This is a genomic window from Streptomyces sp. NPDC043176, assembly GCF_056436715.1.
Map to the genome: position 1 here is coordinate 253,802 of NZ_JBWKCA010000003.1, position 21,155 is coordinate 274,956.

Genomic DNA, 21,155 nt, shown 5'->3' on the forward strand with positions numbered 1-21,155 from the left:
GCGCTTCGACTCGCGCCCGTCCGCCCACCGCTGACCCCATCCCAAGTGAGGTGACGGCCCCATGGCCGAGACCACGACCCCGTACGCCGGAAACTCCTACACCGCCGACCTCGCGCCCGGCTCGCTGATCACCCAGGACGGGCAGATGCAGTGGGCCGGGCTCCTGATCGGGCCCGGCACCCCCTTCGCCGTCGACAAGTCCGGCCTGTCGGGCTGGGAGGACCTGCCCGAGTACGACTCCTCCGACGCCGACCGGCCCACCTCGCACGGCGCCTGGCCCGGCGCCCGGTTCGCCAAGCCGCGCAAGGTCGGCGGCACGATCGTGCTGATGCCGGAGTACAGCGGCACGACCGGTGCCGTCCGCGCGCTGCGGCAGGCGCTCGCCCTCCTCGACGAGGAGCGCTGGCTCACCGTCCGGCTGCACGGCGAACTGCTCGCCGTCCGCGCCCGGATCGCCCAGCGCGTGGTCCCCGCCGACCAGGGCTTCGCCACCCAGGGCAGCTCCCGCATGTCCGTGCAGTGGCTGGCCTCCGACCCGCGCAGGTACGCCGTCGCCGAGCAGGTCGTCACGACCACTCCCCCGCAGCCGGAGTCGGGCCTGACCTGGCCGCTGACCTGGCCGCTCAGCTGGGGCAAGGCGACGAGCACCGGTGACGTCGTCATCGAGAACACCGGTTCGGCCGCCTGCCACCCGGTGATCGTCTTCCGCGGCCCGTGCTCCATGCCGGCCGTCACCGAACGGGTCACCCGGCGCCGGCTGCGGTACGCGATCGACCTGGCGGCCGGCGACGAGCTCACCGTCGACACGCGCGCGGGCACGGTCATGCTCAACAACTCGGCCTCCCGCCTGCACACCGCGATGGCGGACTCCACGCCGGAGGAGCTGTTCGTGCTGGAGCCCGGCCTGACCGACCTGTCCTTCCGACCCGAGGAGGGCACCGCGGCCTCCCTGATGACGGTGCGCTGGCGCAGCGCCGAATGGTGACCGCCACCCGCTGACCGTCCCCCCGGGGGGTGTCCCGCCGACCGGGCGGGGCACCCCCGAGCCGTTCCTCCACCCCGACCGACCCGCCCCCTTCCGGAGAGGTGACCCCATGACCGTACGCGCCGCTTGGCTCCAGTCCACCGGCCAGACCCGCGAGGACACCCGTCTCACCCTCGCCGCCCTGCTCACCCCCAGCGGCCAGAGCCTCGAGGAGACGCCGCTGCGCTCGCGGTCGGGCATCGTCCCCGGTGGCTTCGTCCTGACCGGCAGCACGCCGATGCAGTGCACCATCGGCACCGGTCGCGCGATCGTCCAGGGCAAGGACACCGCCCAGGGCGCCTACCTGGTCGCCGTCACCGCCCCGGAGAGCTTCACGCTCGCGGACGGCGACCCGCAGTACGACCGCATCGACCTGATCGAGCTGGCCGTCGTGGACGGCGCCTTCGACCAGGGCGGCACCACCGAGGCCGTGGTGCGCCTGGTCAAGGGCACGCCCTCGGCCAACCCCGTCGCCCCGGCGAGCGGCACCGGCAGCACGCTCCCGCTCTACACGGTCCGGGTCCCGAAGGGCACCTCGGCCGGCACCGGCGGCGTGCTGTGGGGCTCCGCGGTCACCACCCAGCACTGGGCGGTCGTCGCACTCGGCGGCATCATGCCCACCAGCGGCTTCAAGGGCGCGTACACCGGCCAGTACCGGGACACCGCCGGGCTGCTGCAGCGCTGGGACGGCAGCGGCGCGGGCAACTGGGTCTCGTACCCCAAGGCGATCGGCGGCATCGCGCCGCACGGCACGGTGACGACCGGTTCGTACACCGGCCAGTTCCGGGACAACGCCGGAGTGCTCCAGCGCTGGGACGGCACCGCCTGGCAGTACGCCGAGGGCAAGGCGACGATCCTGTTCAGCGCCTCGCAGACGGCGCACCAGTCCATCCCGTTCGCCGTGTGGACCCCGGTCACCCTCCAGACCGTCGACATCGACGACTTCAACGGCTGGAACGGGACCGACACCTTCACCGTGCCGCGCACCGGCTGGTGGCGCGTGTCCGGCCACACCGCCTGGACCAGCGACTCCTTCGAGGGCATGCGCGGCACCCGGATCGTCGTCGGCGGCGTCGGCGTCCCCCGGATGACCTGGCTCACGCCCGCGGGCGGCGGCCCCGTCGTCGTCGGCGGCCAGGGCCTCGTCAAGCTCACCGCCGGCAGCACGGTCCAGCTCTCCGCCTACCAGACGAACCCGACCGCGGTGCGGACCCTCGGCGGCGGCGGCTACTCCTGCAACCTCTCGGCCGAGTGGATCAGGTCCTGACTCCACCGGATCGACCCCCGATCCCGTTCCACCCCCGCCCCGACTCTTCGATCGGAGAAACCCCATGAACCTGCGCAGCAGCTGGGTCGCCGAGACCGGCCAGACCCGCGAGGACACCCGGCTCACCCAGACCGGTGTCACCACGATGCAAAACCCCGTCCAGGTCCGCTCCGGCATCCTGCCCGGCTCGTACGACGGCACGTTCCGGCTCGCCGGCTTCTGGACCTTCGGCTCCGGCGCCATGACGGCCACGGTCTCCGAGGGCCGGGCCGTCATCCAGGGCGAGATCACCCAGGGCGTCTACCCGGTGACGCTGCCGACGTCCACGACCGTCACCTTCACGCCGGGCAACGCCCAGTACGGCCGCATCGACGTGATCGTCCTGAAGATCTACGACACGCTGTACGACTCCTCGACGAAGACCGAGGCGAAGCTCGAGATCATCCAGGGCACCCCGGAGCAGACCCCGAAGGTCCCGCTGATCCCGGCGCGCTGCCTGCCCCTGTACGAGGTGCTCGTCCCGGCCGGCGCCAGCGCGGGCAACGGCGGCATCCCGTGGAACACCTCACTCAAGGACCGGCGCTCCACGGTCGTCGCGCTCGGCGGCATCCTCCCGGCCGAGGGCCAGACCGGTCCGGGCGCCTACCCGGGCCAGTACCAGGACGCGGCCAACACGCTCCAGCGCTGGGACGGCGGCAACTGGGTGTCGTACCCGTCGGCGCTCGGCGGCATCATCCCGAACACCGCCTCCGCCACGCCGGCGAGCTACACCGGCCAGTACCGCGACACGGCGACCGGCCAGCTCCAGCGCTGGAACGGTTCGGCGTGGATCCCGGCCGTCGCGGTCGGCGCCTTCGTCGACAACGGCGACTACGGCGACACCACCTCGACCACGTACACCTCGACGCTCGCGGGCCGCGCCACGAACCCGCTCACGGTCAGCTTCGTCGCCCCGCCGTCGAGGACCGTCGCCGTCGGCTTCGGCGCCAAGATGAAGTCGGGGAGCAACGACCACTACGCGTACATGGGGCTGAAGCTCACCCAGGGCGCGACGGTCGTCAACGACCTCGAGGACGACTACGCGGTGATCGGCGCCAGCGCGAACATGATCTCGCTGGCCAACATCCGCCGCTACTCCGGTCTGACCGCGGGTGCGACGTACACGCTCACGGCCTTCTTCCGGGTGATCGCCAACACCCTCACCCTCAAGGCCGGCTTCGACAACACGTTCATCAAGGTCGACCCGCTGCCGTAGTCCCGGATCCACCCACCCGACAGGAGAACACCATGGCACTGCGCAGCGGCTGGCTCCCCCCGACCGGCCAGACCCGTGTCACCACCCGCCTCACCGCCCACGGCGCCGCCACCCCGGCCAACCCGCTCGCCTCGCGCTCCGGCATCCTGCCCGGCACGATCGACGGCAAGTACCGGATCGGCGGCCTCTGGATGAGCTCCAGCGGCCCGATGACGGCGACCGTCTACGCCGGGCGCGCCGTCATCCAGGGCCCGAACAACCAGGGCGCCTACCCCGTCACCCTCGACGCGGACACCGTCGTCACCTTCGGCGACGGCGACCCGCTCAACCCGCGCATCGACCTCGTCGTGCTGCGCGTGTACGACGACGAGTTCGACAGCCTCACCCGGAACGAGGCCGTCCTGGAGGTCGTCAAGGGCACGCCGAAGGCGCAGCCGGAAGCCCCGGCCGCGCCCCCGCTCTCCCTCGTCCTCTTCTCCGTGAAGGTGAAGGCCGGAGCCTCGGCCGGCACCGGCGGCATCGACTGGGCGGGCGGCGCCTCGACCGACCTGCGCACCACCGTCGTCGGCGTGGGCGGCATCCTGCCCGTCTACAACAACGCCGGTGTCCCCGGCTCCTACCCGGGCCAGTACCAGGACAACGAGAACGCCCACTACCTCCAGCGCTGGGACGGCACCGCCTGGGTCGCGTACCCGAAGGAGATCGGCGGCGTCGCGCCCAGCGGCACGGTGTCCACCGCGTCGTACGTCGGCCAGTTCCGCGACAACTACGGCGTCCTCCAGCGCTGGAACGGCACCGCCTGGGCGAACTACCAGGCGCCGGTGGAGGTGGAGACCACCACGACCGGCACGACGCCGCTGACCGGCTGGTCCGTCGTGGCGTTCGCCGCCCGGCGCAGCCGGGGCCTCGCGACCGTCCTCATCACGGTCATGCGCAGCGGCGCCGACATCACCTCCAACAGCGCCGGCAACATCAACGACGAACCGCTGTGCACCCTGCCCGCGGGGTGGCGCCCGGCCTTCGACTACGAGGCCTCCGCCTGTGACGGCTTCGCCAGCGGCGCCGCCTACATCGCGCCCAGCGGACAGGTGAACCTGCGCACCTGGTCCCCGAACGGCCTCCTCACGTCCGGCCGGACCGTGCGCATCTCCGCGACCTACGTCCTGTAAGGGGGCCGTCCCATGGCAATCGACACGCCCTACCGGGCGATCTTCTGCGACCTCTTCTCCGACACGACCCTCGACATCCTGCCGCTGCGGGACGTGTCGTTCGAGGACTACATCGGCCGGGCCGGCTCGCTGTCCGGCACCGTTCCCATCCCCGACCGCGCCATCGCCGAGCGGGCGCACCGGATCAAGCCGGGCCGGACCACGGTCTACCTGGAGCGCGGCGGGGACCTGTGGTGGGGCGGCATCGTCTGGACCACCGACCTGCAGTCCAGCGGCCGGGGCGTGCTGACCCTGGGCATCCAGGCCTCCACCTTCGACTCGTACGCGGGCCGCCGCCGCATCCGCACGAACGAGTTCGAGAACCGGTTCACCCAGCCGACCGACCAGTTCACCATCGCCCGCAGCCTCTGGAGCAGCCTGTCCGGCGGCCTGGGCGTCAGCGAGATCGACGTCGGTGACGTGAACGAGCTGTCCCCCGTCCTGCGGACGGCGTCCTGGCGGTACGGCGACGAGACCACCTACCAGGAGGCCCTCGACCAGCTCATCGCGCAGGGCCTTGAGTACCAGATCCTGGTCTACCGCGATCCGAACGACGGCAGGCGGGTCCGCCAGCTGAAGCTCGGCTCGCCCATCCGTACCGGCGCCACCGACATGGTCTTCGACCGGCCCGGCGCGATCCTGTCGTACTCCATTCCGGACGACGCCACCCGCGGCGGGACCACGGCCATGGTCCGCGGCGCCTCGACGAACAGCAACGCGGGCACCGAGTCCAGGCCGACCATGTCCGACGTCAAGGTGCCGTCGAAGCCGCTCCCGGACGTCTGGCCCCAGATCGACCTGTCCGAGGACCACAACGACATCAGCGACAGGACCACGCTGAACGCGCTCGCCCAGGCGGCTGTCGACATGCCGTGGGGTTCGGTGCAGATCCCCGAGATCAGCATCCGGCTCGCCGGGATCGTCCCCCCGACGCTCCTCGGGCGCACCGCCCGCATCCGCATCACCGACGAATGGCACGCGACGGGCCTCGACGCCCGGTACCGCATCGTCGGCGTCAAGGTCCGGCCGGCCGAACGGGGCCGGCCCGACACCGCCGAACTCGCCCTTGAGGAGGGCTGATGGCCCTGCTGCCCGAGAACATCATCGACCGGCTGATCCAGATCGAGCGCCGGATCCAGGCGCTGTCCACGGCGGTCAACACCCGTCCTCCTCTCAACGAGATCCGGCCCCTCCCGCCCCAGCCCGGGGAACCGAACCCGACCAAGCCGGTCCTCCGGGTCTTCGACGCCTACAACCACGAGCTCTTCGCGGACGACGTCGCGACGGGCGGCCTCGCCCGGCCGTGGCTGCAGCTGATGCCGCCGGTGGACCACCTGAACGTGGCGAAGTGGCCGTCCACCACGAGCACGGCCTTCACCCCCATCGCCCAGTCCTTCAACCCGGTCTGGCAGCCCAAGATGCGGCTGATGATGTACACGAGGGCGTCCAGCGGCGCGACCGGCCAGGTGAAGGTCATGGTCGACGGCCAGCAGTTCGGCCCGACCGTGAACGCCGGGCAGCCGTTCGACCACACCGGTTTCCTGCCGGTCGACCTGCCGGTCAAGTTCGGCAAGGTCATGACCGTCGAGGTCCACGCGGTGGTCACCAGCGCCGGCGGCACGGTGTACGCCCAGACCGTCAGCATGTACGGCACCCAGACCTGACCGTCCGCCCACCACGGCCGACGAGGCCGTAGAGGAGCCCACCATGAACATCGACCCCACCCAGCCCTGGGGCGTGGCCATCGACTACGCCGGCCGCGCCTCCGTCACCGAGAACGGCCACCACCTCTCCGTACGCGTCTTCGACAACGGGCTCGGCTACACCCTGGAGCGGGACCCGTTCACCGGCGAGTACCCGTCGGTGCAGGTCAGCGCGGAGTTCGCCAGGACCGGCACGGGTGACGCCACCCTGCGCGGCTACGGCCTGGTCGTCGTCGAGGCGAGGAACGGCGTCCCCGCCGTACCCGACCCGACCGCCGTCCAGCGGGCCGTCGCGGCGGCGCTCGCCGACTTCGAGGCCCGCCGCGCGGCCTACGCCGCCCTCTGCGCCACCTGGGCCCCGGCGCCCGAGCCGACCCCGGAGCCGGAGCCGGCCCCGTAACCCTCTGCCCCACCCGTACGCCCGCCCGAGTGCGGGCTTTTCTCATGCCCGGAGGACACCAGATGGCCACTCCCCTGTCCGCGGACCGGTTCCTCGCCGCGCTCCGCGCCGAAGGCGTCAACGTCGTCGAACATCCCGGCTGGCGCACCCACAACCGCAACCACGTCGGCACCTGGGGGCCGGTGGTCGGCGTCATGATCCACCACACCGTCTCCAGCGGCACGGCCTCCTCCGTCGAGCTCTGCTACAACGGCTACGACGGGCTGCCCGGACCGCTCTGCCACGGCGTCATCGCCAAGGACGGCAGCGTCCACCTCGTCGGCTCCGGGCGCGCCAACCACGCCGGAGGCGGCGACCCGTCGGTCCTCCAGGCCGTCGTCACCGAGACGTACGCCGACCGCCCGCCCGCCCCCCGCGAGCACCAGGGCAGCGCCCACGCCGTCGACGGCAACTCCCGCTTCTACGGCTTCGAGTGCGTCAACCTCGGCAACGGCACCGACCCGTGGCCGGCCGCCCAGCTCGAAGCCATCGAACGGGTCTCCGCCGCCCTGTGCCGGGCCCACGAGTGGGGCGCGAAGTCCGTCATCGGCCACCTGGAGTGGTCCGACTGGAAGAGCGACCCCAAGGGCTTCGGCATGCCGACCATGCGCGACCGGGTCCAGACCCGCCTCGGCAAGGCGCCCGTCAAGAACGCCCCCGCCGCCGGCAAGCCGGCCGCGCCCCGTCTCCAGCCGTTCCCGGGCTCCTCGTTCTTCCGCAAGGAGACGAGCTCCCCGATCATCACGGCCATGGGCCGCCGCCTCGTCGCCGAGGGCTGCTCCGCGTACACCGTCGGTCCCGGCCCCCGCTGGGGCGAGGCCGACCGGCTCGGCTACGCGAAGTGGCAGCACAAGCTCGGCTTCCGCGGCTCCGCCGCCGACGGCATCCCCGGCGCCGCGTCCTGGAACGCGCTCAAGGTCCCGTACACGAAGTAATCCCCCCACCAAGGAGCACACCGATGTCCGATGCCGCAAAGCGCACGGCCCGAACCGTCCTCCAGTCCGCCGTCGGCATCGCCGTCGTCCTGCCCGCCGTCGTCGACGCCTCCGGTGTCCCCGAGACCCTCCCCTGGGTCGCCGGGGCGCTGGCCGTCGCCGGCGGGCTGGCCCGGGTGATGGCCCTCGACCTGGTGCAGAACCTGCTGCCTTCCTGGCTGCGCAGCACCCCTGGCGGTGCCGATGACCGAGTCTGATCCGAACGACCCCGTCGCCGTCGCCCTCGAACTGGAGCGGCTCCGCGGCACCCTGGAGGCCGGCTTCGCCCGCGTCGACGGCTCGCTCGCGCTGCTGGTGCAGCGCAGCGACCAGACCGACAAGCAGCTCGCCGACCACGAGGCCCGCCTCGACTCCCTGGAACGCGCCCGCTGGCCGCTGGCCAGCATCGCCGCGCTGACCGCGAGCGCCGGCTTCCTCGTCGCGGTCTGGGAACTGGCGGCGCGCTGACCCCCCTTCCGAGGGGAACGCCGAAGGGCGGCCACCCCCCACGGGGTGACCGCCCTTCGGTCTCGCACTGCCTACTGGTTGTACGGACCGTAGTCGTAGTCCTCCAGCGGAACGGCCTGGCCGGAGCCCGAGCCGAACGGCGAGTAGTCGATGTCGTCGTAGCCGACGGCCGAGTACATCGCGGCCTTGGCCTCCTCGGTCGGCTCGACCCGGATGTTGCGGTAGCGGGACAGACCCGTACCGGCCGGGATGAGCTTACCGATGATGACGTTCTCCTTGAGGCCGATGAGGCTGTCGGACTTGGCGTTGATCGCCGCATCCGTCAGGACTCGGGTCGTCTCCTGGAAGGACGCCGCCGACAGCCACGACTCGGTGGCGAGCGAGGCCTTGGTGATACCCATCAGCTGCGGACGGCCGGAGGCGGGGTGACCGCCCTCGGTGACCACACGACGGTTCTCGGTCTCGAACTTCGACCGCTCGACCAGCTCGCCCGGCAGGAGCTCCGCGTCGCCGGACTCGATGATCGTCACGCGGCGGAGCATCTGCCGGATGATGATCTCGATGTGCTTGTCGTGGATCGACACGCCCTGCGAGTTGTAGACCTTCTGGACTTCGCCGACCAGGTGGACCTGGACCGCGCGCTGACCGAGGATCCGGAGCACGTCGTGCGGGTTGGTGGCACCCACGGTGAGCTTCTGGCCCACCTCGACGTGGTCGCCCTCGCCCACGAGCAGACGGGCACGCTTCGAGATCGGGAACGCCGTCTCGTCGGTGCCGTCGTCCGGGGTGACGACGATCTTCTTGGTCTTCTCGGTCTCCTCGATGCGGACGCGGCCGGCCGCCTCCGAGATCGGGGCGACACCCTTGGGCTGACGGGCCTCGAAGAGCTCGACGACACGCGGCAGACCCTGGGTGATGTCGTCACCGGCCACACCACCGGTGTGGAAGGTACGCATCGTCAGCTGGGTACCGGGCTCACCGATGGACTGGGCGGCGATGATGCCGACCGCCTCACCGATGTCGACCAGCTTGCCGGTGGCGAGCGAACGGCCGTAGCAGAACGCACAGGTACCGACGGCGGACTCACAGGTCAGGACCGAACGGGTCTTGACCTCCTCGACGCCCGCGTTGACCAGGGCGTCGATGAGCACGTCACCCAGGTCGACGTTGGCCGGCGCGATGACCTTGCCGTCGACGACGACGTCCTCGGCGAGCATCCGCGCGTACACGGAGGTCTCGACGTCGTCCGTCTTGCGCAGGACACCCGTCTCGTCCTTCGCCGCGATCCGCAGCTTCAGACCGCGCTCGGTGCCACAGTCCTCCTCGCGGATGATGACGTCCTGCGAGACGTCCACCAGACGACGGGTCAGGTAACCCGAGTCGGCGGTACGCAGGGCGGTGTCGGCGAGACCCTTACGGGCACCGTGCGTGGAGATGAAGTACTCGAGGACGGTGAGGCCCTCGCGGAACGACGCCTTGATGGGACGCGGGATCGTCTCGTTCTTGGCGTTGGACACCAGACCACGCATACCCGCGATCTGACGCATCTGCATCATGTTTCCTCGGGCACCCGAGTCGACCATCATGAAGATGGGGTTCGTCCGCGGGAAGTTCGCGTTCATCGCCTCGGCGACCTCGTTGGTCGCCTTGGTCCAGATCGCGATGAGCTCCTGCGTGCGCTCTTCCTTGGTGATGAGACCGCGCTCGTACTGCTTCTGGACCTTCTCGTCCTGCGCCTCGTAACCCTTGACGATCTCCTTCTTCGCCTCGGGAACGACGACGTCGGAGATGGCCACGGTGACACCGGAACGGGTCGCCCAGTAGAAGCCGGCCGCCTTCAGGTTGTCGAGCGTCGCCGCCACGATGACCTTGGGGTAGCGCTCGGCGAGGTCGTTGACGATCTCGGAGAGCTGCTTCTTGCCGACGGAGTAGTCGACGAACGGGTAGTCCTCGGGCAGCAGCTCGTTGAAGAGCGCGCGGCCCAGGGTCGTCCGCAGACGGAACGAGTCACCCTGCTGCCACTCCGGCTCGCCCTCCTCGGTGACCGGGGGAACCCAGCCACGCGGGGCGACGGTGCCGACGGGGAAGCGGATCTCGATCTCCGACTGGAGCGCGAGCTCGCCGGCGTCGAACGCCATGATCGCCTCGGCCGTGGAGCCGAACGCGCGGCCCTCGCCCTTGGTGTCACGGAGCTCGCCGTCGGTGGTCAGGAAGAACAGACCGAGGACCATGTCCTGGGTCGGCATCGTGACCGGACGGCCGTCGGCGGGCTTCAGGATGTTGTTCGAGGACAGCATCAGGATGCGGGCCTCGGCCTGCGCCTCCGCGGAGAGCGGCAGGTGCACGGCCATCTGGTCACCGTCGAAGTCCGCGTTGAACGCGGTGCAGACGAGCGGGTGGATCTGGATGGCCTTGCCCTCGACCAGCTGGGGCTCGAAGGCCTGGATGCCGAGGCGGTGCAGCGTGGGCGCACGGTTCAGCAGGACCGGGTGCTCGGCGATGACCTCTTCGAGGACGTCGTACACGACCGTGCGGCCGCGCTCGACCATCCGCTTGGCGCTCTTGATGTTCTGCGCGTGGTTCAGGTCGACCAGGCGCTTCATCACGAACGGCTTGAAGAGCTCCAGCGCCATGGCCTTCGGCAGACCGCACTGGTGCAGCTTCAGCTGCGGACCGACGACGATGACGGAACGCGCGGAGTAGTCCACACGCTTGCCGAGCAGGTTCTGACGGAAACGACCCTGCTTGCCCTTCAGCATGTCGCTGAGGGACTTCAGCGGACGGTTGCCGGGGCCCGTGACCGGGCGACCACGACGGCCGTTGTCGAAGAGGGCGTCGACCGCCTCCTGGAGCATCCGCTTCTCGTTGTTCACGATGATCTCGGGGGCACCGAGGTCGAGCAGACGCTTCAGACGGTTGTTGCGGTTGATCACGCGGCGGTACAGGTCGTTCAGGTCGGAGGTCGCGAAGCGGCCACCGTCCAGCTGCACCATCGGACGCAGGTCCGGCGGGATCACCGGCACGCAGTCGAGAACCATGCCCTTGGGGCTGTTCGCGGTCTGCAGGAACGCGGAGACGACCTTGAGGCGCTTGAGCGCACGGGTCTTCTTCTGGCCCTTGCCGGTACGGATGATCTCGCGGAGGCGCTCGGCCTCCTCCTCCAGGTCGAAGGACTCCAGGCGCTTCTGCAGCGCCGCGGCACCCATCGAACCGTCGAAGTACGTGCCGAAGCGGTCACGCAGCTCGCGGTAGAGGAGCTCGTCGCCCTCCAGGTCCTGGACCTTGAGGTTCTTGAAGCGGGACCAGACCTCGTCCAGGCGGTCGATCTCGCGCTGCGCGCGGTCGCGCAGCTGCTTCATCTCGCGCTCGGCACCCTCGCGCACCTTGCGGCGCACGTCGGCCTTGGCACCCTCGGCCTCGAGCTCGCCGAGGTCGTTCTCGAGCTTCTTGGCGCGGGCCTCCAGGTCGGAGTCGCGACGGTTCTCGATCTGCTGGCGCTCGACGGAGACGTGCGCCTCCAGCGAGGGCAGGTCACGCGTACGACGCTCGTCGTCGACGTACGTGATCATGTACGCCGCGAAGTAGATGACCTTCTCGAGGTCCTTCGGGGCGAGGTCGAGCAGGTAGCCAAGACGCGACGGGACGCCCTTGAAGTACCAGATGTGGGTGACGGGGGCGGCGAGCTCGATGTGGCCCATCCGCTCGCGGCGCACCTTGGCGCGGGTGACCTCGACGCCACACCGCTCACAGATGATGCCCTTGAAGCGGACGCGCTTGTACTTGCCGCAGTAGCACTCCCAGTCCCGGGTCGGACCGAAGATCTTCTCGCAGAAGAGTCCGTCCTTCTCGGGCTTGAGCGTGCGGTAGTTGATGGTCTCCGGCTTCTTGACCTCGCCGTGGCTCCACTGACGGATGTCGTCAGCGGTGGCCAGACCGATCCGGAGCTCGTCGAAGAAGTTGACGTCGAGCACTATGCGTCAATCCCTCTCAGGGTTGTAAGGCTGTGGGGTCTGATACGGGGGTCCTGGGGCCGGCCGGGGACTCGGTGTGTCACCGAGTCCCCGGGCCGGACTCCCGTCAGACCTCTTCGACGCTGCTCGGCTCGCGCCGGGACAGGTCGATGCCGAGCTCCTCCGCTGCGCGGAAGACGTCCTCGTCGGTGTCGCGCATCTCGATGGACATGCCGTCCGAGGACAGCACCTCCACGTTGAGGCACAGGGACTGCATCTCCTTGATGAGCACCTTGAAGGACTCGGGGATGCCGGGCTCAGGGATGTTCTCGCCCTTGACGATGGCCTCGTAGACCTTCACGCGGCCGGTCACGTCGTCGGACTTGATCGTCAGCAGCTCCTGGAGGGCGTACGCGGCGCCGTATGCCTCCAGCGCCCACACCTCCATCTCACCGAAGCGCTGGCCACCGAACTGGGCCTTACCACCCAGCGGCTGCTGGGTGATCATCGAGTACGGGCCGGTCGAACGCGCGTGCAGCTTGTCGTCGACCAGGTGGTGGAGCTTGAGGATGTACATGTACCCGACGGAGATCGGGTCCGGGAACGGCTCGCCGGAGCGGCCGTCGAACAGCCTCGCCTTACCGGTCGGGAGCACCATGCGCTCGCCGTCGCGGTTCGGGATGGTGTGCTGGAGCAGACCCGCGAGCTCGTCCTCACGCGCACCGTCGAAGACCGGGGTCGCGACGTTGGTGCCGGGGGCGACCTGGTCGGCGCCGATCGCCTGGAGGCGCTGCGCCCACTCGTCCGCGAGGCCGGAGACGTCCCAGCCGCGGCTGGCGAGCCAGCCGAGGTGGATCTCCAGGACCTGTCCCGGGTTCATTCGGGACGGGACACCCAGCGGGTTGAGGATGATGTCGACCGGGGTGCCGTCCTCGAGGAACGGCATGTCCTCGATCGGGAGGATCTTCGAGATGACGCCCTTGTTGCCGTGACGGCCGGCGAGCTTGTCACCATCGGTGATCTTGCGCTTCTGGGCGACGTAGACGCGGACCAGCTGGTTCACGCCCGGGGGAAGCTCGTCGCCCTCCTCGCGGTCGAAGACGCGCACGCCGATGATCTTGCCGATCTCGCCGTGGGGCACCTTCAGCGAGGTGTCGCGGACCTCACGCGCCTTCTCACCGAAGATCGCGCGGAGCAGACGCTCCTCCGGGGTCAGCTCGGTCTCGCCCTTGGGCGTGACCTTGCCGACCAGGATGTCGCCGGCGACGACCTCGGCACCGATGCGGATGATGCCGCGCTCGTCGAGGTCCGCGAGGACCTCCTCGGAGACGTTCGGGATGTCCCGGGTGATCTCCTCCGGGCCGAGCTTGGTGTCACGGGCGTCGACCTCGTGCTCCTCGATGTGGATCGAGGAGAGGACGTCGTCCTGCACGAGGCGCTGCGACAGGATGATCGCGTCCTCGTAGTTGTGGCCCTCCCACGGCATGAACGCCACGAGCAGGTTCTTGCCGAGCGCCATCTCGCCGTCTTCGGTGGCGGGACCGTCGGCGAGGACCTGGCCCTCGATGACGCGGTCGCCCTCGTCCACGACGACCTTCTGGTTCACAGAGGTGCCCTGGTTGGAGCGGGAGAACTTGTGCAGGCGGTACGTGATGTACGTGCCGTCGTCGTTGGCGACCGTGACGTAGTCGGCCGACAGCTCCTGGACGACACCGTCCTTCTCGGCCTTGAGCACGTCGCCGGCGTCGGTGGCGCAGCGGTACTCCATGCCGGTGCCGACGAGCGGGGCCTCCGACTTGATGAGCGGCACCGCCTGACGCATCATGTTCGCGCCCATGAGGGCACGGTTGGCGTCGTCGTGCTCGAGGAACGGGATCATGGCGGTCGCGACCGACACCATCTGGCGCGGCGAGACGTCCATGTAGTCCACCTCGGACGGCAGGACGTAGTCGACCTCGCCGCCACGCTTACGCACCAGGACGCGGTTCTCGGTGAGCCGCATGTCGTCGTTGAGCGCGGCGTTGGCCTGCGCGATGACGAAGCGGTCCTCCTCGTCGGCGGTGACGTAGTCGACCTCGTCGGTGACCTGGCCGTCGACGACCTTGCGGTACGGCGTCTCGATGAAGCCGAACGCGTTGACGCGGCCGTACGAGGCGAGCGAACCGATCAGACCGATGTTCGGGCCTTCGGGGGTCTCGATCGGGCACATGCGTCCGTAGTGGGACGGGTGCACGTCTCGGACCTCGAAGCCGGCCCGCTCACGGGACAGACCACCAGGGCCCAGCGCCGAGAGACGACGCTTGTGCGTCAGACCCGACAGCGGGTTGTTCTGGTCCATGAACTGCGACAGCTGGCTGGTGCCGAAGAACTCCTTGATGGAGGCGACGACCGGCCGGATGTTGATCAGGGTCTGCGGCGTGATCGCCTCGACGTCCTGGGTGGTCATGCGCTCGCGCACGACGCGCTCCATACGAGCCAGACCCGTGCGGACCTGGTTCTGGATGAGCTCGCCGACGTTGCGCAGACGACGGTTGCCGAAGTGGTCGATGTCGTCGGTCTCGACGACGATCTCGTTGCCGTTCTCGCCGATCGTCTCGGTCTCGCCCGCGTGGAGCTTGACCAGGTACTTGATCGTGGCGATGACGTCGTCGGTGGTGAGCACGCCGGCGTCCAGCGGCTCGTCGGCGCCGAGCTTCTTGTTCACCTTGTAGCGGCCGACCTTCGCGAGGTCGTAGCGCTTCGGGTTGAAGTAGAGGTTCTCGAGCAGCGTCTGAGCGGCCTCACGGGTCGGCGGCTCGCCCGGACGCAGCTTGCGGTAGATGTCGAGCAGCGCGTCGTCCTGGCCCTGGGTGTGGTCCTTCTCCAGGGTGGCGCGCATGGACTCGTACTCGCCGAACTCCTGCAGGATCTGCTCGGTGGTCCAGCCGAGGGCCTTCAGGAGGACGGTGACGGACTGCTTGCGCTTGCGGTCGATGCGGACACCGACCAGGTCGCGCTTGTCGATCTCCATCTCCAGCCAGGCACCCCGGGACGGGATGATCTTGGCGGAGAAGATGTCCTTGTCGGACGTCTTGTCGATGGAGGAGTCGAAGTAGACACCCGGCGAGCGGACGAGCTGCGACACGACGACACGCTCGGTGCCGTTGATGACGAAGGTGCCCTTGTTGGTCATGAGCGGGAAGTCGCCCATGAAGACCGTCTGGGACTTGATCTCGCCGGTCTCGTTGTTCGTGAACTCGGCGGTGACGAAGAGCGGGGCGCCGTACGTGAAGTCACGGTCCTTGCACTCGTCGATCGAGTTCTTCGGCGGCTCGAAGCGGTGGTCGCGGAAGGTCAGCGACATCGACCCGGAGAAGTCCTCGATCGGGGAGATCTCCTCGAAGATCTCCTCCAGGCCGGACTTCGTGGGGACGTCCTGTCCCGACTCAAGGGCAGCCTCGACGCGAGCCTTCCAGGCGGCGTTGCCGAGCAGCCAGTCAAAGCTCTCGGTCTGCAGCGCGAGGAGGTTCGGAACCTCGAGGGGCTCCTTGATCTTTGCAAAGGAGATGCGCAGCGGGGCGGTGCTGGCGCCGTTGTTCGTATTGGTCGAGGCGTTGCGCGAGGCGGCCAAGAGGGGGTCCTTCCGAGGGCTCGGACTCACTACGCGCGTACCGGTCCCCAGCATCGCTTCCCGGCGGACATTTCCCGAAATGACCAAAAGGCCAGGTCAGACAGGGTCAGTCGAAGAAGCGGATGCGAAGGTATGCCCCTGGTGACGGGCAGGGGGCAGCTAACAGGCAGCGCAAAGGGTCAGTGTAGCCACTTGGCTCACTGATGTCCAGGGCGAGTTCTTCGCGACCCTCGTTGCTCTCAACTCCGCGCTACTCGCGCCATGCGGCGCACCTCGATACTGCCCGTTCAGTCGTCGATCCATGCCTCGGATACGGATCGTTGTGACGACGCGTCCTGAGAATTGCGCGCTGCGTGCGGTTCGTCAAGGCCCCCCGGTGTGCGGGGCGCACGGCGAAGATCACCATACTCCGCTTCCTGCGGCCCGCGGGGACCCCGCCACGCCCTTCCCGGGAACGCCGAAAGGCGACCACCCAGAAGGGTGATCGCCTTTCGGTGCCCCCGCGTTACACGGGAGCGGGAGTCAGCTTCAGCGACTCGAAACGGTCTTACTTGACCGTGACGGAGGCGCCGGCGGCCTTGAGGGACTCGGCAGCCTTCTCGGCGGCCTCCTTCGTGACCTTCTCGAGGACCGGCTTCGGGGTGCCGTCGACGAGGTCCTTGGCCTCCTTCAGGCCGAGGGAGGTGAGCTCACGCACGACCTTGATGACCTGGATCTTCTTGTCGCCGGCACCCTCGAGGATGACGTCGAACTCGTCCTGCTCCTCGGCGGCGGGGGCGTCGCCGCCACCCACGGGGCCGGCGGCGACGGCGACGGCCGCGGCGGCGGTGACGTCGAACTTGTCCTCGAACGCCTTAACGAACTCGGAGAGCTCGATGAGGGTCATCTCCTCGAACTGGGCGAGGAGGTCGTCCTGAGAGAGCTTCGCCATGATGGGCGATCCTTCCACTAATTCGGCAGGTGCCGATGTGTCTATAGAGGCGGGCGTAACGGCCCGCTACGACCCGTGCACTAGGCGGCACGGATCAATGCGCGAGCCGAATTACTCGGCACCGCCCTGCTCGGCGAGCTTGACGCGAAGCGCTTCCGCGGTGCGGACGAACTTCGACGGCAGCGCCTGGAAGAGCTGAGCAGCCTGAGACTGCTTGCCCTTGAACGCGCCGGCCAGCTTGCTGAGCAGAACCTCGCGGGACTCGAGGTCCGCAAGCTTCTTGATGTCGTCGGCGGAGAGAGCCTTACCGTCAAGGACACCGGCCTTGATGATGAGGTTCGGGTTCTCCTTGGCGAAGTCACGCAGGGCCTTCGCCGACTCCACCGGGTCACCGGTGACGAAGGCGACCGCGGTCGGACCAGCGAAGTGCTCGTCCAGTGCGGTGATCCCGGCCTCGTTGGCCGCAATCTTGGTCAGCGTGTTCTTCACCACGGCGTACTGGGCGTTCTCACCGAGCGAACGACGCAGCGTCTTGAGCTGCGCAACGGTGAGACCCCGGTACTCGGTCAGCACGGCGGCGTTGGAGCTCTGGAACGCGTCCTTGAGCTCGGCCACCGATGCAGCCTTGTTGGGCGTCGGCATAGTGCTTCGGCCTCCTTCCGGGTGATGAGGACCGCTCAGAAGGGGGCTGGACAAAACAAAACGCCCCGGGCGCAGGCGCACGGGGCTGAGCTCGACCGGACATGAAGTCCGGGAACCTTCCACGATCACCTGCGCGGGTCGTCCGTTGTCAGCGGATCCTTCGGCCACCGCACCCGGTAGGGCACAGCAACGACCAGCGGTCTTTGGCTTCCTCGGAAGAGTACGTGATGCCCCGGTCCCGGGGCAAATCAGGCCTGGCCCGAGAGCGGACCAGGCCCGTTGTCCGGGGGCGATCAGGCCTTGCCCAGGCCCTTCAGCATCTCGAAGAGGTCGACGGTGTCCTTGGCCGGCGGGGCCTCGACGGCGGCCTTGGTGCCGTAGTCGCTGTAGTCGGCCCGCATGTTCATCGTGCCCTGGGCCATGGTCATGCCGACGTCCATGCGCGCCGGGTAGCCGTCCTCGGTGACCCAGAGCTCGGTGTCGTAGCCCTTGAGGCCCATCTTCTTGACGTTGGCGATGAGCTTGTCGTGCTCCTCCTTGGAGAGGAGCTTCGACGACTCGTTGGCCTGGAGCATCTGCTCGAAGGTGAGCGTGCCCTTGTAGTGCTCGGTCTCCATGCCGTTGACCTTCTCGGCACCGATGTGCTTCAGGTCCGGGGAGTCCAGGAGCAGGGCGAGCTGCTGGGCCGGGTCCTGGTTCATGTTGTCCAGGCCGCCGGTCATCTGCTTCTGCAGCGCCGAGTCGCCGGAGGCGTCCGCCGCGGCCTTCAGGTCCAGCTTCATCCAGCGCTTGCCGTCCGTCTCGGCGGCCTGCTTCGCGCCCATGTCGATGTACATGACCTGGTCGAGCATGATCATGCGCATCTGCTCGGGCGCGTCCGGGTCGCCGGCGGACAGCATGGAGCCCTTCATGGTGATGTCCATCGCCGCCGGGGCCCACCCCTGGACGCCGGTCATCTCGACGGTGCCGGACTCCGGGCCGACGCCCTCCATGGTCATCGTCATCCTGACCTTGGCGGCCTTGGCGGCCGAGGTCTTCTCGTACGCGGCCTGGATGACCTTCGTGACGTCCCCGAGGCCCTGCGCCTTCGCCGCCGGGGCGCCGGCCTTGTCATCCCCGTCCTGACAGCCCGCGAGTCCCGTCACGACGGCCATGGCCGTCAGGGCGACGCCCGCGCGCTTCCATGCGGACTTGTCCATGAGTGATCCCCACCCCTTGATCAACGTCTTTGCGGTCTCGTGAACCGTAACAAAGAGCCGGCCCCCGCCTCTCCGAAGAGAGGCGGGGGCCGGCTGACCACTCAGTGAACCCGTGGGGTTCAGACCGCGGCCGGGTCCTCCTCGACGAGGAGGTTGCGGGTGCGGTTGGAGTCCAGCGGGATGCCGGGGCCCATCGTCGTCGTGATGGTCGCCTTCTTGATGTAGCGACCCTTCGCGGCGGACGGCTTCAGACGGAGGATCTCCTCCAGGGCCGCGGCGTAGTTCTCGACCAGCTTCGTCTCGTCGAAGGAGACCTTGCCGATGATGAAGTGCAGGTTCGAGTGCTTGTCGACGCGGAACTCGATCTTGCCGCCCTTGATGTCGTTGACAGCCTTCGCGACATCGGGGGTGACGGTGCCGACCTTGGGGTTCGGCATGAGACCACGCGGGCCGAGGACGCGGCCGAGGCGGCCGACCTTGCCCATGAGGTCCGGGGTGGCCACCACGGCGTCGAACTCGTTCAGGCGGTTGCCCTTGGAGATCTCGTCGATGAGCTCGTCGGAGCCGACGATGTCGGCGCCCGCGGCAATCGCGGCCTCGGCACGGTCACCGGTCGCGAAGACCAGGACCCGGGCGGTCTTGCCGGTGCCGTGCGGAAGGTTCACGGTGCCACGGACCATCTGGTCGGCCTTGCGCGGGTCGACGCCCAGGCGGAAGGCGACCTCGACGGTGCCGTCGAACTTCGTGGTGGCGGTGTCCTTGGCGAGGCGGACGGCCTCGAGGGGAGCGTAGTTCCGCTCGCGGTCGATCTTGGCGTCCGCGGTGCGGAGAGCCTTGCTGCGCTTCACTGCTTCTCCTGTTGGTTCAGGTATGGAGTCGTGGTGCGGGCCGCGCCGGCCCTACCACTGAAGGTCACGAGAGGGGGGTGATCAGCCCTCGACCGTGATGCCCATGGAGCGGGCGGTGCCAGCGATGATCTTGGACGCGGCGTCCAGGTCGTTGGCGTTCAGGTCGGGGAGCTTGACCGTGGCGATCTCGCGGACCTGGGCGGCGGTGAGCTTGGCGACCTTGGTCTTGTGCGGCTCGCCGGAGCCCTTGTCCACACCAGCGGCCTTGAGGATCAGCTTCGCGGCCGGCGGAGTCTTGGTGATGAAGGTGAAGGTGCGGTCCTCGTAGACCGTGATCTCCACCGGCACGACCATGCCACGCTGCGACTCGGTCGCGGCGTTGTAGGCCTTGCAGAACTCCATGATGTTGACGCCGTGCTGACCCAGCGCGGGGCCGACCGGCGGGGCCGGGTTGGCCGCACCGGCGTTGATCTGGAGCTTGATAAGCCCCGTGACCTTCTTCTTCTTGGGAGGCATTGCTCTCTCCGGGTCCTAGTGAGAGTGTTCAGCCCGCCTTCCGGTCATCCGGATGCAGGCATACCGCACAACGATAACGGGTATAGACGCGCGGCTAAAAACCGAGCAGGTCAGAGCGGCTTTGACAGCCGCTCTGACCTGGTCGGAAACCTGTGAGATCAGTTCTTCTGGATCTGGTCGAAGCTGAGCTCGACCGGGGTCTCGCGACCGAAGATCTCGACGAGACCCTTGACCTTCTTCGAGTCCGGGTTGATCTCGTTGATCGTGGCCTGGAGGGTCGCGAAGGGACCGTCCGTGACCGTGACCGAGTCGCCGACCTCGAAGTCCAGGACCTGGACCTCCAGCTTGCGGGCCGGAGCCGGCTTGCCCTCGGCCTCGGCGGCCTCGCGGGCGGCCTTCTCCTCGGCCTCCGGGGCGAGCATCTTGACGATCTCGTCCAGGGTCAGCGGGTACGGGTCGTAGGCGTTGCCCACGAAGCCGGTGACGCCGGGAGTGTTGCGGACGACGCCCCAGGACTCGTTCGTCAGGTCCATGCGGACGAGGACGTAGCCGGGGAGCTTGTTCTGCTTGACGTTCTTCCGCTCGCCGCCCTTGATCTGGACGATCTCTTCCTCGGGGACCTCGGCCTGGTAGATGAAGTCCTCGACGTTGAGCGAGACGGCACGCTGCTCGAGGTTGGCCTTCACGCGCTTCTCGTAGCCCGCGTAGGTGTGGATGACGTACCACTCGCCGGGGAGGGTGCGCAGCTCCTCGCGGAGCGCGGCGACCGGGTCGACCGGGGCGGCCGGCTCGGCCTCCTCGGTCTCTTCCTCGGCGTCCTCGTCCTCGGCCTCGACGGTCTCAGCGTCCTCGTCGGACCCGGAGTCCTCGCCGGACTCGGCATCCTCGTCGGAGTCGGCGTCGGCGTCCTCGTCGGACTCCGCCTCGTCCTCGTCCTCGGTTTCGAGGGCGAACTCCTCGGCGGCCTCGTCGGCGGAGTCGTCAGCAGCGTCTGCCAGGTCCTCGTCGGCGGCCTCGACGGTGTCCAGCTCGTCCTCGGCGGACTCGGACTCGAAGGCGTCGTTCAGGTTCGCGTCAGACACGGTGGCTGCTTCTTCCTGCGATACAGATGGGGTGGAACA

General features: G+C 68.7%; 18 protein-coding genes. 10 read left to right on the forward strand and 8 right to left on the reverse strand.

The window, feature by feature from the left end; genetic code table 11:
* Positions 1-61: 61 nt before the first annotated feature.
* From AC067A_RS06180 to AC067A_RS06225, 10 genes are all read left to right on the forward strand, one after another.
* Complete coding sequence (locus AC067A_RS06180) at positions 62-985, forward strand: phage distal tail protein (protein ID WP_478615186.1); 924 nt, start codon at positions 62-64, stop codon at positions 983-985.
* Positions 986-1,094: 109 nt separating this feature from the next.
* Positions 1,095-2,291, forward strand: coding sequence for a hypothetical protein (locus tag AC067A_RS06185; protein WP_478615187.1), 1,197 nt, complete (start codon positions 1,095-1,097; stop codon positions 2,289-2,291).
* A gap of 64 nt (positions 2,292-2,355) precedes the next feature.
* Positions 2,356-3,546 (forward strand): hypothetical protein, encoded by a 1,191-nt coding sequence (locus AC067A_RS06190; protein ID WP_478615190.1) that lies wholly within the window; start codon positions 2,356-2,358, stop codon positions 3,544-3,546.
* Positions 3,547-3,578: 32 nt separating this feature from the next.
* Complete coding sequence (locus AC067A_RS06195; RefSeq protein ID WP_478615193.1) at positions 3,579-4,715, forward strand: hypothetical protein; 1,137 nt, start codon at positions 3,579-3,581, stop codon at positions 4,713-4,715.
* Between the two features lie 12 nt (positions 4,716-4,727).
* The gene (locus tag AC067A_RS06200; protein WP_478615195.1) at positions 4,728-5,834 is read left to right on the forward strand and encodes a hypothetical protein; all 1,107 of its coding nucleotides are present in this window, start codon (positions 4,728-4,730) and stop codon (positions 5,832-5,834) included.
* Positions 5,834-6,418 (forward strand): hypothetical protein, encoded by a 585-nt coding sequence (locus tag AC067A_RS06205; protein WP_478615198.1) that lies wholly within the window; start codon positions 5,834-5,836, stop codon positions 6,416-6,418. Before AC067A_RS06200 ends, AC067A_RS06205 begins: the two co-directional genes overlap by 1 nt.
* A 43-nt stretch (positions 6,419-6,461) precedes the next feature.
* Entirely contained in the window at positions 6,462-6,857 is a 396-nt protein-coding gene (locus tag AC067A_RS06210; protein ID WP_478615200.1) for an ATP-binding protein, read from the forward strand.
* Positions 6,858-6,919: 62 nt separating this feature from the next.
* Positions 6,920-7,831, forward strand: a complete 912-nt coding sequence (locus AC067A_RS06215; protein WP_478615203.1) for a peptidoglycan-binding protein — start codon at positions 6,920-6,922, stop codon at positions 7,829-7,831.
* Between the two features lie 23 nt (positions 7,832-7,854).
* The gene (locus tag AC067A_RS06220; protein WP_478615206.1) at positions 7,855-8,088 is read left to right on the forward strand and encodes a hypothetical protein; all 234 of its coding nucleotides are present in this window, start codon (positions 7,855-7,857) and stop codon (positions 8,086-8,088) included.
* Positions 8,075-8,338, forward strand: coding sequence for a hypothetical protein (locus AC067A_RS06225; RefSeq protein WP_478615208.1), 264 nt, complete (start codon positions 8,075-8,077; stop codon positions 8,336-8,338). Before AC067A_RS06220 ends, AC067A_RS06225 begins: the two co-directional genes overlap by 14 nt.
* 71 nt (positions 8,339-8,409) lie before the next feature.
* Here AC067A_RS06225 and AC067A_RS06230 read toward each other — a convergent pair whose 3' ends face one another.
* From AC067A_RS06230 to nusG, 8 genes are all read right to left on the reverse strand, one after another.
* Positions 8,410-12,309, reverse strand: a complete 3,900-nt coding sequence (locus AC067A_RS06230; protein ID WP_478615211.1) for a DNA-directed RNA polymerase subunit beta' — start codon at positions 12,307-12,309, stop codon at positions 8,410-8,412.
* A 106-nt stretch (positions 12,310-12,415) separates the two neighbouring features.
* The gene (gene rpoB / locus AC067A_RS06235) at positions 12,416-15,898 is read right to left on the reverse strand and encodes a DNA-directed RNA polymerase subunit beta (RefSeq protein ID WP_033202006.1); all 3,483 of its coding nucleotides are present in this window, start codon (positions 15,896-15,898) and stop codon (positions 12,416-12,418) included.
* A gap of 547 nt (positions 15,899-16,445) precedes the next feature.
* Positions 16,446-16,829 carry a 50S ribosomal protein L7/L12 gene (gene rplL, locus AC067A_RS06240; RefSeq protein ID WP_478615215.1) on the reverse strand — a complete coding sequence of 128 codons (384 nt, stop codon included), beginning with the start codon at positions 16,827-16,829 and terminating at the stop codon, positions 16,446-16,448.
* A gap of 111 nt (positions 16,830-16,940) precedes the next feature.
* On the reverse strand, positions 16,941-17,471 hold the full coding sequence (gene rplJ, locus AC067A_RS06245) for a 50S ribosomal protein L10 (protein ID WP_017239543.1): 531 nt from the start codon (positions 17,469-17,471) through the stop codon (positions 16,941-16,943).
* A gap of 293 nt (positions 17,472-17,764) precedes the next feature.
* Positions 17,765-18,670: an SCO4651 family lipoprotein gene (locus AC067A_RS06250; protein ID WP_478615218.1), complete on the reverse strand. Its 906-nt coding sequence runs from the start codon at positions 18,668-18,670 to the stop codon at positions 17,765-17,767.
* 119 nt (positions 18,671-18,789) lie between these two features.
* Complete coding sequence (gene rplA / locus AC067A_RS06255) at positions 18,790-19,518, reverse strand: 50S ribosomal protein L1 (RefSeq protein ID WP_329854465.1); 729 nt, start codon at positions 19,516-19,518, stop codon at positions 18,790-18,792.
* Between the two features lie 81 nt (positions 19,519-19,599).
* The gene (gene rplK, locus AC067A_RS06260) at positions 19,600-20,034 is read right to left on the reverse strand and encodes a 50S ribosomal protein L11 (RefSeq protein ID WP_015035536.1); all 435 of its coding nucleotides are present in this window, start codon (positions 20,032-20,034) and stop codon (positions 19,600-19,602) included.
* 158 nt (positions 20,035-20,192) lie between these two features.
* Entirely contained in the window at positions 20,193-21,116 is a 924-nt protein-coding gene (gene nusG, locus AC067A_RS06265; RefSeq protein WP_478615223.1) for a transcription termination/antitermination protein NusG, read from the reverse strand.
* Positions 21,117-21,155: the final 39 nt, after the last annotated feature.